Genomic DNA, 11,270 nt, shown 5'->3' on the forward strand with positions numbered 1-11,270 from the left:
GCCCGGCATGGAGCCTTCGGCTGTGCAAGGAGCCTTCAGTTCGATTAGGAGCCCCCTCATGATCGCCACTGACCCCGACACCCCCCGTCTCACCCCCATCGACGGCATCCGCCTGCCCATTGCAGGCCTGACCCGGATGACCACCCTGGACTACCCGGATCACCTGGCCTGCGTGGTGTTCCTGCAGGGCTGCCCGCTGCGCTGCGGCTACTGCGACAACAGCCAGCGGATGCCGCCGCGCCGCGGCGACGAGAGCGAGTGGCAGGCGGTGCGGGCGTTCCTCGAGAGCCGCCGGGGCCTGCTCGAGGCGGTGGTGTTCAGCGGCGGCGAGCCGACGCTGCACAACGCCCTGCCGGCGGCGGTACGCGAGGTGAGGGCGATGGGCTTCAAGGTCGGCTTGCACACCGCCGGCCCCTACCCGGCGCGGCTCTCGCGGCTGCTGCCGTGGCTCGACTGGGTGGGGCTCGACGTGAAGGGGCGCGGGCGCGACTTCGATCGAATCTGCGGGCGGCCGGGCATTTGGCAGCGCAACAGCCAGAGCCTGATGGCGCTGCTCGAAAGCGGGATCGACTTCGAGTGCCGTACCACCGTGCACTGGCGCGACTTTGATCTGGCCGACGTGGAGCGTCTGGCGCTGACCCTGGCCGACTGTGGCGTGCGCCGCTACGCCATCCAGGTGGCCCGCACCCGCCAGTGCCTCGACCCGGCCTACTGCCAGCCGGTGGAGAACGCCCCGCCGCGGGCGATGCTGGCCGGGCTGGTCAGGCGCCTGGGGCCGCACTTCGAACGCATCGAGCTCAGGAAGTGAGTTCCAGATTCTCCGGCCCGAAGGCATCGGGCAGCAGCTCGTCGATGGCGTAGCGCTTGAGCAGCCGGCCCTCGGCGTCGACCACATGGATGAGTGTCGCGGCGTCGGCGAACTCGCGGATGCGCTGGCGGCAGTCGCCGCAGGGTGAGCACAGGTGCTCGCCGGGGCCGATCACGTAGACGTGGCGCAGCCGCCGTTCGCCGGCGCTGACCATGGCGGCGATGGCCGAGGCCTCGGCGCACAGCCCCTTGTAGTGGGCCACCTCGACGTTGGCACCGACGTAGCGCGCGCCGCTCTCGCTCTCCACCATGGCGCCCACCGGATGTCGCGAATAGGGTGCGTAGGCATTGTCGCGCACCGCGATCAGCGCGCCGACGACACTCGGATCGACCTGCGGATCGATATCGCTCATGCCGCCCCCGCTGCGTCGTCGCGCAGCACTGCATCGAGGGCCACCTCGACCATCTCGTTGAAGCTGCGCTCGCGGGCCTCGCTGGGCAGCGACTCGCCCTTGAGGATGTGGTCGGAGACGGTGCAGAGGGTCATCGCCCGGCCGCCGAACTCCGCCGCCACGCCGTAGAGCCCCGCCGCCTCCATCTCCACGCCGACGATGCCGTAGCGCTTCATCAGCGTGAACAGCTCCGCCTGGGGGTTGTAGAACAGGTCGGCCGAGAACAGGTTGCCCACCTTGACCGGCACGCCCTGGGCCGCGGCGGCGTCCACCGCGTGGCGGGTCAGTTCGAAGTCGGCGATGGCGGCGAAGTCGTGACCCATGAAGCGGGTGCGGTTGACCGCCGAATCGGTACTCGCGCCGAGGCCGATCACCACGTCGCGCACCGCCACGTCGTCGCGCACCGCGCCGCAGGAGCCGACCCGGATCAGCCGCTTCACGCCATAGTCGGTGATCAGTTCCTTGGCGTAGATGGAGACCGAGGGAATGCCCATGCCGTGGCCCATCACCGAGATCTGGCGACCGCGGTAGCGGCCGGTGAAGCCGAGCATGTTGCGTACGTTGTTCACCTCGCGCGCCTCCTCGAGGAAGGTCTCGGCGATATGCCTGGCACGCAGCGGGTCGCCGGGCATCAGCACGGTATCGGCGAAGATGCCGCGTTCGCCCTGGATATGGGGAGTCGCCATGTCGAGGCTCCTATGCAGCGATTGGCTTGGGGAGAAAACTCGTGCCGTCGTCCATGGGCGAAAGGCCCAGGTGCGACGCCAGGCTCTGGCCGATGTCGGCGAAGGTGTCGCGTGCGCCCAGCGAGCCGGGGGCGAGCCCCGCGCCCAGCGCCAGCACCGGCACCCGCTCGCGGGTATGGTCGCTGCCGTGCCAGGTGGGGTCGCAGCCGTGGTCGGCGGTGATCACCAACAGATCGTCGTCGCGCAGCCTGGCCAGCAGCTCGGGCAGGCGCGCGTCGAAGGCCTCCAGCGCGGCGGCATAGCCGGCCACGTCGCGGCGGTGGCCGTAGAGGGTGTCGAAGTCGACGAAGTTGGTCATGACGAGCGAGCGCTCGCCGGCCTCCTCCAGGGCGGCCAGGGTGGCGTCCATCAGCGCATCGTGGCCGCTGGCCTTGACCGTGCGCGTCACGCCGCAATGGGCGTAGATGTCGGCGATCTTGCCGATGGCGATCACCTCGCCGCCGTCGCCCGCGAGCTTCTGCAGTACCGTGGGCGCGGGCGGCTCGACGCTGTAGTCGCGACGGTTGGCGGTACGGGCGAAGTCCGTCGCGCTCTGCCCGACGAAAGGACGCGCGATCACCCGGCCGATGTTGTAGGGCTCGAGCAGGCGACGGGCGGTCTCGCACAGGGCGTAGAGCCGCTCGAGGCCGAACGACTCCTCGTGGGCGGCGATCTGGAACACCGAGTCGCCCGAGGTGTAGACGATGGGCTTGCCGCTGGCCATGTGCTCCTCGCCGAGGCGGGCGATGATCTCGGTGCCCGAGGCGTGGCAGTTGCCCAGCACGCCGGGCAGATCGGCCTCGCGCTCGAGCGCCTGGAGCAGCTCCGGCGGGAAGCTGTCTTCCCGGTCGAAGAAGTAGCCCCAGTCGAAGCGCACCGGCACCCCGGCGATTTCCCAATGCCCCGAGGGGGTGTCCTTGCCCGAGGAGATCTCCCGGGCGTGACCGTAGGCGCCGATCACCTCGGCTGGCGCCTCGACGCCCTTTGCCCAGTTGCCGATGCTTTCGCGGTGGGCGTGGAACAGCCCCAGCCGGCCCAGGTGGGGCAGTGCCAGCGAGCCCTGGCGATCGGCACCGTCACACTCTCCACGCGCGCAGGCGGCGGCGATATGGCCCAGGGTATCGGCTCCGGCGTCGCCGAAATCCACCGCATCGGGTGCCGCGCCGATGCCGAAGGAGTCGAGAACCAGCACGATGGCGCGAGTCATGGCACCTCCCGACGAATCACGTCTTGAATAAGTGTAGGCCGTGGGACGTCAGCGGCGGCGACGTCGTTCACCTCGATAGCCGCGCGCAGCTGGCTGGCGGCGAGTTCGGCGTCGACCTCGCTCGCCGCATGCACCCAGGCCAGCGGACGCTCGCCGTCGACCGCCTCGCCGAGGGCGGCGATGCCGGTCAGGCCGACGGCGGGGTCGATGGCTTCATTCGGCGCGCGGCGCCCGCCGCCCAGCGCCACCACGGCCAGGCCCAGGGCGCGAGTGTCCATGCGCGTCACGCAGCCGCTGCGCCGGGCGAATACGGGGCGCAAGACAGCCGCCCGGGGCAGGTAGCGCTCAGGCCGCTCGAGCAGGTCGGCAGGGCCGCCCAGCCCCGCCACCATGCGCGCGAAGCGCTCGGCGGCGGCCCCCGTGGCGAGCCGTTCGTCGAGCAGGGCCAGGGCCGCTTTCCGGTCGTGGGCCAGCTTTCCGGCCAGCAGCAGCTCAACGGCGAGTTCGCGGGTCACCTCGAGCAGTCGGCCGCCAGTCCTTTCATCGGTCTTTTGACAAGTTAACAGGGCAATCGCCTCGCGCACCTCGACGGCATTGCCGGCGCAGGGCGCCAGCGGCTGGCTCATGTCGGTAAGCAGCGCGGTGGTCGGCGTGCCGGCACGGCTGGCCACCTCGGCGATGGTCTCCGCCAGCTCGCGCGACCTTTCCAGCGTGGGCATGAAGGCGCCGCTGCCGGTCTTGACGTCCATCACCAGGGCGTCGAGGCCGCAGGCGAGCTTCTTGCCCAGTATCGAGCTGACGATCAGCGGCAACGACTCCACCGTGGCGGTGACGTCGCGAATGGCGTAGAGCCGCCGGTCGGCCGGGGCCAGCTCGGCGGTCTGGCCGACGATGGCCACGCCCGCCTCGCACACCAGCTTGCGGAAGCGCTCGCGCGAGGGCGCGATGCCGTAGCCGGGAATCGCCTCGAGCTTGTCCAGGGTGCCGCCGGTGTGGCCCAGGCCGCGGCCGGAGACCATCGGCACGCAGCCGCCGCAGGCGGCGACCCACGGCCCCAGCACCAGCGAGACGAGATCGCCCACCCCGCCGGTGGAGTGCTTGTCGAGCACCGGCCCCGGCAGGTCGAGCCCGGGGCCCAGGCCGCGCCACGCCAGCACCTCGCCGGAGTCGCGCACCGCCTCGGTCAGGGCCACCGTCTCGCTGGCGCTCATGCCGTTGAGGTAGATCGCCATGGCCAGCGCGCCGACCTGGGCGTCGGAGAGGCTGCCGTCGACGATACCGCCCACCAGCTCACCGATCGCCTCGGGCGATAGCACCTCGCCGTCGCGCTTGGCGCGAATCAGCTCTTGAGGTAGGGCACGTGCAGGCATCAGTATCCCTCCGTGGGCCCCTCGCCCTCAGCAACGCCAAGGGATTCGAGCAGGTTGCCGAGCAGCCCCGAGGCGCCGAAGCGGAAGTGCGCCGGGGTGACCCAATCCGCGCCCATCACCTGCTCGGCGAGGCGCAGGTAGGCGGCGGCGTCCTCGGCGGTGCGCACGCCGCCGGCGGCCTTGAAGCCGACGTCACGGCCGCTCGCCTTGATCGCGGTGAGCAGGATCTTGGCGGCGTCCAGGGTCGCGTTGACCGCCACCTTGCCGGTGGAGGTCTTGAGGAAGTCGGCGCCGCCGTCGATGGCCAGCATGCCGGCGCGGTCGATCAGCCCGGCATCCTTCAGCTCGCCGGTTTCCAGGATCACCTTGAGCACCTTGTCGCCGCACTCGCGCTTGCAGGCGGCGACCAGCTCGCGGCCGACCTCGGCGTCGCCCGCCATCAGCGCACGGTAGGGGAAGACCACGTCGACCTCGTCGGCCCCGGCGGCGACGGCCGCCCGGGTCTCGGCCGCGGCGCGTTCGATGTCCGCCTCGCCGTGGGGGAAGTTGGTCACCGTGGCCACCTTCACCTTGCCGGCCAGGCCCTGCTCGGCCAGCGCCTCGCGGGCGGTATGCACGAAGGCGGGATAGACGCACACCGCCGCCGGGTGGCCCGCCGGCGTGTTGGCGCGAGCGCAGAGTTCGCGGATGACGGCATCGCTGTCGTCGTCGTTGAGGCTGGTGAGGTCCATCAGCGCCAGCGCCTGGCGCGCGGCCTGCTGCAGTTCGGTCATGGCATTACCTGTCGAAGCGTGGGAGGTTCGCGGCGGTCATCAGATCACGCCCCCCGAGGCGAGGAAGAAACCGGCGATGGCCGCCGACATCAGATTGGAGAGCGTGCCGGCCAGCACCGCCTTGACGCCGAAGCGGGCGATGTCGTGGCGCCGGCTGGGAGCGATGCTGCCCAGGCCGCCGAGCAGGATGGCGATCGACGAGAGGTTGGCGAAGCCGCACAGGGCGAAGGAGAGGATCGCCACGGTATGCCCGCTCATGGCCTGGCCGGTATTCGATACCAGCGACTCGCCTTCGATGTAGGGCGCCAGGTTGATGTAGGCGACGAACTCGTTGACCACCAGTTTCTGGCCGATGAAGGAGCCGGCCAGCGTGGCCTCCTCCCAGGGCACGCCGAGCACGAAGGCCAGCGGGGCGAACAGCCAGCCGAGGATCATTTCCAGGCTCAGTTCCTCGACGCCGATCCAGCCGCCCACGCCGCCGAGCATGCCGTTGATCAGCGCGATCAGTCCGATGAAGGCGAGCAGCATGGCGCCGACGTTGGCTGCCAGGCGCAGCCCCGCCGTGGCGCCGGTCGCCGCCGCGTCGAGGACGTTGACCGGCCGGTCCTCCTCCTCGATCACCTGGGTGGCCTCCTCGGTATCGTCGGCCGGCTCGCGGGTCTCGGGCAGGATCAGCTTGGCGAACAAGAGCCCGCCCGGCGCGGCCATGAACGAGGCCGCCACCAGGTACTCCATGGGGATGCCCAGCGCCGCGTAGCCGGCCAGCACCGAGCCCGCCACCGAGGCCAGCCCGCCGCACATCACCGCGAACAGCTGGGAGGGGGTCATGCGGGCGATGAAGGGGCGCACCACCAGCGGCGCCTCGGTCTGGCCGACGAAGATGTTGGCGGTAGCCGAGAGCGATTCGGTGCGCGAGGTGCCGAGCGCCTTCTGCAGCGCGCCGCCCAGGAGGCGGATTACCCACTGCATGATCCCCAGGTAGTAGAGCACGGCGATCAGCGAGGAGAAGAAGATGATCACCGGCAGCACCTTGATGGCGAAGACGAAGCCCACGCTGTCGGCATCGGCGAGGCCACCGAAGAGGAAGTCGATGCCGTCGTTGGCGTAGAGCACCACCTGGCTGACGCCGGCGGAGATGGTCTGCAGCACCGTCTGGCCGAACGGCACGTAGAGCACGAAGGCGCCGATGCCGGCCTGGATGGCGAAGGCGCCGCCCACGGTTCGCAGGCGGATGTCGCGGCGGTTGGAGGAGAAGACGAGAGCGATGGCGATCAGCGTCGCCATGCCGACCAGGCTCATGATGGCGGTCATGGGAGGGTCCTTCCGTTCGTGCTGGGTGGCCGCGGCAGGGGCGCACCTGGTTATAGTAGTGAGTGCATGGGGGGTGTGAAATGTCAAATCTATAACACAAAATGTTATTATTCCAACATTTCCAATTCTTCCACGCGGACAAAGGCGGCACGGGCGTCGAGTCAGGCCGTAGGCGGCGTCCGGACTGGGCTGGCTTGAGGATTGGGGTAGGGGAAGGGGAGAGGGGGTTGGAACGAAAACGAGATCGCCACGCGGGGCGTGGCGATCTCGTCGGGTCGAGCAAGTCAAACTAATGATACAGAGGCTTTGGTTCAGTTCTTCCTGCTGAATGCATACTCCTAATTTGAGCCTTCTCGTGCTAGGAAATCCCTGCTTTTGGGCAAAAACACTCAATTAAAACAAACGATCCTAAAATAGACCAGGAAACGCAGTACGGCTCTTCAGGAACAAACATCCCAATCTTAGGTGCCTATAAGAAATCCTTTCTACAAACATCATTAGCTTTTTCAACCCCTCCAATACTGCGACGCACAGCCGAAACTGGCATTAGTAATGATTGCCTTCCAAAGATTCCCATCATCTTGGCAAAACCCATCAGGCCGTCTACTCTGCTACTGCTGGTCATGCCAGCCCCACTCATGCTTGGTACTGAGAGCAGTGACTTCGTCGGCGGCAATCCACTGAACCTTTAGGTGTACCTTAAAGGTGCGCCGTGGTCAGCAAAGCAACGTAGGTCTGCCGAGCCTGGAACGCTATGGCGAACCCATTTCCCGAACTTACATTGGTGTTACTGGCAAGGCGGTGCATCGACAATGAATTACAAATCCTATGGTGACTTGAGTGAGGACATCGCTGCAGCCATGTTTCGTGTCCAAGGAAAAGGCTACGACCTGGTGGTTGGTATTCCACGTAGTGGCATGATCCCCGCCAGCATGATTGCTTTGGGGTTACATATCGATGTAGTGGGGCTCCCGGATTTCCTCGCCAACCAACCACTGAAGACCCGAATGCGCAGGAAAGCCGAGGGGCAGCCGAGCGCTACATGGGATGCCCAAAAAGTCCTTCTCGTCGATGATTGCGTCGTAACAGGGCGGACCATACAGGCAGCGCGGGATGCCATCCCCGATGGCTGCCCTTGTACAATCGATACCTTGGCAATTTATGCAGATCCCGCTGGTAGGAAGAACGTCGATATTGCCTTTATCACTTTGGAGTCGCCCCACGCATTCCAGTGGAACCTCTTCAATCCCGCCATGCTCTCCCGAGCATGCGTCGATATCGATGGCGTACTGTGCGTTGACCCTACTCCCCATCAAAATGATGACGGAGAGAGGTACATTGCATTTTTGAATAATGCGGAGCCTTTATTCCTTCCTTACGGCCGAATCGGCTGCCTGGTAACCAACCGCCTCGAGAAGTACCGTAGCCACACAGAGGCTTGGCTCAAGCAGCAGGGTATTGAATATGATCGCCTGGTGATGCTAGACCTTCCTTCGCAGAAGAAACGGCAGAGCCAAGGGGATCGCTCTATGCACAAGAGCCTTTTTTACAGGAATTCCGAGTACACTTTCTTCATCGAGAGCAAAACTTGGCAGGCTGTCAGAATTGCAAGAACCTCCGGAAAACCCGTTTACTGCTGTGAAAACAATCGAGTCTACACGGCGACTGATAGCACTTCTACCAGGACTGGCCCTCGTGTCTATGCCAAATCTCTTCTTCGTGCCATGAAGCGGAGGATCCTCTCGAGTCTTCCGCACCCTATTAAGGCGGCATTGAAAGCAAGGGGGAAAACTCAGAAGGCGTGAACGAAGCCTCTTGATTTTCAGGCGCCGGCACCCTTCTTTCGTTCCGCTCTTGAGTCCGACGCTTGTCATCAAGCGCATATTCAGCGAGATCTCAGACCCTTGAGATGATTAATGGCATCACTATGAACAAAACCTAACATGGCGGGCATTTTATCCAGACCTGCACAGATCGCCATACATACACGATGCCTTCCGTCGGGCCCCCAAATGAGATTAGCATCACGCGCAACACTGACTCTAACCAAATCCTTTTTGTTGGAACTCATGCAATTTTTTGCCATCACTTCGGAAAAAATGATATCAAGTTCTTCATATCGTCCGCGGAGGGCGCTAACGGAGGAAAATCGGCACGGCTCACCACGACCCAGCTTCTCGACATAATTTTGATATAATGGAGTCTGGCTCCAATCCTTCCCCTCAATCCAGTGCTCGTGACAACTCAGATACGGATCCACTTTCGTGAACTCCATGTAATGAATATTCTCGATATCCCAATTCCCACCAAGCAAAGCGCCACCGTTAAACCCCGTCCTCCTTCTTAGCTCTTTCCATACATCTGGGAACATATGCCCCGAAATATCTCTGGGGTTCACCCAGACAACCTCCCCCTCCTCCGGGGCTTCAACCCCATGTTGCTTGTGGTGAAATGAAGCATGTATTTTTTTCTTCAATGGATAATAAAATCTCACTTCTGCATGACGAATTAACTTCTCCTTAATCCCGACCTGGCGCATATTGAACCTCCGCAACTTCTTGCTTCATTTTTATTATCAAAGATCAAGCCATTGATCTTGCACAAATTTCATAGACTAACAGCGCGATGCCAACTCGAACCTCGCCGAGAAAATTCTTCTGGTGAACTCCTCAGCCCCCGCGAGGCTCCAATGATCTCCATCGCGCCACAGCCACTCCCGGCAGTTAATAAAGTCCCTGGAGATATCGAACGCCACGGCCTCGATCTGATCCACGTAATGCACCGGGCTCAGCTCAGCTTGCCGAGCAATTTCCTCACCAATCTCTTCGAACAGCGCCTCCTGCCCGGAGCGCATCTCGAACTCGCCGCCGCAACCTGTCATGACGATCTTATTGACGGGGATATGCGGCTCGACTCGAGGCCCTATCCAGTATATTTCAGTGTCCACTGCCAGCGTAGACAACTCCTCGAGGTAGTCCATGGTTTCGAGAATGGACTCTTGCTTGATGCGATAGTCCGAGCGATGCATGGAGTCATTGAGAGAGTGTCGGGAAATGAGTCGCCGTCCTTTCCGGCCATCCCCCATCCTCTCTAGCAGATAGAATCCTGCCTGGGTATAGATAACACTCTTGAAGAGATGGCCGTGCTCGCTGATCAGCCGCCGGATGTCACGATACTGCCTTTGGCAATCCGCCCGTTCCGTACCCGGGCTACAGCCGCCCCTTACCGACCCCACGATGAAATCACCGACCCCATTCAGCACCATGCCATTGAAGAGGTCGGTGCCATGACTGTCCCCGATGACGAGGATCCCTTCGCCATGGGCCAACTTGCATCCATTGAGATACCTAATCTTGTCTTCCCGGTAGATAAGCGAAGGGAGCTGACAGCTGACCAGGGAAGGCCCGGCGTCGGCTTCCTCCATGCTCCGTTCGATGATCGTGTAAGTCCGAGAGGCGACGGGATATCTGAGCTCCCACAGGTAGCGCATTCCATCACTCGTTCTACCGTGCAGGCCGATGCTGGCAAACAGCAGGCTACCCGCCACCGAGTATGCCAATACCCGCCTCCCTGACATTCCCGCGGCACGCCTCGGTCTGCGAAAGGGTAGCTCGACATACCGCCATGTGAGGTAGGCAAGACCAAGCGATGCGAGGGCCAGCGCTAACATCGTTGAGGGAGACGGATAGGCCTCACTGCGGATCCTCGCCAAGGCCATCAAGGGTTGATGCCAGAGATAGGCGCTGTAGCTGATCAACCCGATACCGACCATGATGCGTGAGCGGAGAAACTTGTCGGCCAGGCCCCTGCCATCGCCGAACAGAATCACCAGCACGGCACCCACGACCGGTACCAGCGTATAGACGGAAGGAAATGGAGTTTCGTCGTCGAAGAGCACTACCGCATAGGCGATGAGGCAGAGACCGAACAACGGCAAGACCGCCCTGGGACTTGGTTTGCTTCGATGAGCAAGGAAAGCGCAGATGGAGCCGGCACCAAGCTCCCATGCACGCGTCGGCAGCAGGTAGAAGCTGGCACTTGGGGAGTATCGCCAACCCCATTCCGACAGCAGGAAGCTGGCCAACGTCAGCAGCATGACGATACGAAACGCCGATTTACGCCCGTACCGCCAGATCATTACGAGCAGAAGGGGAAAGATTATGTAGAACTGCTCTTCCAGGGATAGGCTCCAGGTATGGAGCAAAGGATTGCTTTCCGCCTCCGGCGCGAAGTAATCGTCTTTTTTCCAGAAATGGATATTCGAAACGAAGAAGCTGATCGCCATGAGCGATTGGGCATACTCCTCGAACTGGCTGGGCAGCATCCATAGCCAAGCCAAGGGCGTGCACAGGATAAGTACAAAAAACAGCGCTGGCAGCAGTCGCTTGGCGCGCCTTTCGTAGAAGCGGGCCAGGGAAAATCGGCCGCTCTCTATCTCTCCAATCAGCAGAAGCGTTATGAGATATCCGCTGATAACGAAAAAAACATCGACCCCAACGAACCCGCCTGAAAAAGGCGGCAGGTCGGCGTGGAAGAGGATGACGGGCAATACAGCAACGGCACGCAGCCCGTCGATATCTCGCCGGTAATCCATAGGCGTTTGACTCCATGTCATCGAGAAGCAC

Annotated in this window: 10 protein-coding genes; 2 read left to right on the top strand and 8 right to left on the bottom strand. The window is 63.3% G+C overall.

Going from position 1 to position 11,270, the window contains the following annotated elements; all coding sequences use genetic code 11:
- Positions 1-58: 58 nt before the first annotated feature.
- The gene (locus DIS04_RS14085) at positions 59-808 is read left to right on the top strand and encodes an anaerobic ribonucleoside-triphosphate reductase activating protein (RefSeq protein ID WP_111414423.1); all 750 of its coding nucleotides are present in this window, start codon (positions 59-61) and stop codon (positions 806-808) included.
- Here DIS04_RS14085 and cdd read toward each other — a convergent pair.
- The 6 genes from cdd to DIS04_RS14115 are packed head-to-tail and all read right to left on the bottom strand — an operon-like array spanning position 798 to position 6,645.
- Positions 798-1,220: a cytidine deaminase gene (gene cdd / locus DIS04_RS14090; protein WP_111414424.1), complete on the bottom strand. Its 423-nt coding sequence runs from the start codon at positions 1,218-1,220 to the stop codon at positions 798-800. The two genes, DIS04_RS14085 and cdd, sit on opposite strands and share 11 nt — an antisense overlap.
- Positions 1,217-1,945: a purine-nucleoside phosphorylase gene (deoD, locus tag DIS04_RS14095; protein WP_111414425.1), complete on the bottom strand. Its 729-nt coding sequence runs from the start codon at positions 1,943-1,945 to the stop codon at positions 1,217-1,219. Before deoD ends, cdd begins: the two co-directional genes overlap by 4 nt.
- A 10-nt stretch (positions 1,946-1,955) precedes the next feature.
- Positions 1,956-3,191, bottom strand: coding sequence for a phosphopentomutase (locus DIS04_RS14100; RefSeq protein ID WP_111414426.1), 1,236 nt, complete (start codon positions 3,189-3,191; stop codon positions 1,956-1,958).
- Positions 3,188-4,561 (bottom strand): thymidine phosphorylase, encoded by a 1,374-nt coding sequence (deoA, locus tag DIS04_RS14105; protein WP_111414427.1) that lies wholly within the window; start codon positions 4,559-4,561, stop codon positions 3,188-3,190. Before deoA ends, DIS04_RS14100 begins: the two co-directional genes overlap by 4 nt.
- Complete coding sequence (gene deoC, locus DIS04_RS14110; RefSeq protein ID WP_111414428.1) at positions 4,561-5,334, bottom strand: deoxyribose-phosphate aldolase; 774 nt, start codon at positions 5,332-5,334, stop codon at positions 4,561-4,563. The genes deoA and deoC overlap by 1 nt, the downstream gene beginning before the upstream one ends.
- A gap of 39 nt (positions 5,335-5,373) precedes the next feature.
- A complete protein-coding gene (locus DIS04_RS14115; RefSeq protein ID WP_111414429.1) occupies positions 5,374-6,645 on the bottom strand; it encodes a NupC/NupG family nucleoside CNT transporter in 1,272 nt (423 codons plus the stop codon).
- A gap of 812 nt (positions 6,646-7,457) precedes the next feature.
- Between DIS04_RS14115 and DIS04_RS14120 the strand changes: the two genes are divergently transcribed.
- Positions 7,458-8,450: a phosphoribosyltransferase gene (locus DIS04_RS14120; protein WP_111414430.1), complete on the top strand. Its 993-nt coding sequence runs from the start codon at positions 7,458-7,460 to the stop codon at positions 8,448-8,450.
- Positions 8,451-8,530: 80 nt separating this feature from the next.
- Here DIS04_RS14120 and DIS04_RS20485 read toward each other — a convergent pair whose 3' ends face one another.
- Both DIS04_RS20485 and DIS04_RS14125 read right to left on the bottom strand, forming a co-directional pair.
- Positions 8,531-9,184, bottom strand: a complete 654-nt coding sequence (locus tag DIS04_RS20485; RefSeq protein ID WP_162623072.1) for a hypothetical protein — start codon at positions 9,182-9,184, stop codon at positions 8,531-8,533.
- A 75-nt stretch (positions 9,185-9,259) separates the two neighbouring features.
- A complete protein-coding gene (locus DIS04_RS14125; RefSeq protein ID WP_162623073.1) occupies positions 9,260-11,239 on the bottom strand; it encodes an acyltransferase family protein in 1,980 nt (659 codons plus the stop codon).
- Between the last annotated feature and the right edge of the window lie 31 nt (positions 11,240-11,270).

The sequence above is a fragment of the Billgrantia lactosivorans genome, from assembly GCF_003254665.1.
Lineage (GTDB): Bacteria > Pseudomonadota > Gammaproteobacteria > Pseudomonadales > Halomonadaceae > Halomonas > Halomonas lactosivorans.

Coding starts and splice junctions, on each gene's coding strand:
- DIS04_RS14115 (WP_111414429.1), bottom strand. CDS start 6,645: ATGACCGCCATCATGAGCCTGGTCGGCATGGCGACGCTGATCGCCATC.
- DIS04_RS14120 (WP_111414430.1), top strand. CDS start 7,458: ATGAATTACAAATCCTATGGTGACTTGAGTGAGGACATCGCTGCAGCC.
- cdd (WP_111414424.1), bottom strand. CDS start 1,220: ATGAGCGATATCGATCCGCAGGTCGATCCGAGTGTCGTCGGCGCGCTG.
- DIS04_RS14085 (WP_111414423.1), top strand. CDS start 59: ATGATCGCCACTGACCCCGACACCCCCCGTCTCACCCCCATCGACGGC.
- DIS04_RS14100 (WP_111414426.1), bottom strand. CDS start 3,191: ATGACTCGCGCCATCGTGCTGGTTCTCGACTCCTTCGGCATCGGCGCG.
- DIS04_RS14125 (WP_162623073.1), bottom strand. CDS start 11,239: ATGGATTACCGGCGAGATATCGACGGGCTGCGTGCCGTTGCTGTATTG.
- DIS04_RS20485 (WP_162623072.1), bottom strand. CDS start 9,184: ATGCGCCAGGTCGGGATTAAGGAGAAGTTAATTCGTCATGCAGAAGTG.
- deoD (WP_111414425.1), bottom strand. CDS start 1,945: ATGGCGACTCCCCATATCCAGGGCGAACGCGGCATCTTCGCCGATACC.
- deoC (WP_111414428.1), bottom strand. CDS start 5,334: ATGACCGAACTGCAGCAGGCCGCGCGCCAGGCGCTGGCGCTGATGGAC.
- deoA (WP_111414427.1), bottom strand. CDS start 4,561: ATGCCTGCACGTGCCCTACCTCAAGAGCTGATTCGCGCCAAGCGCGAC.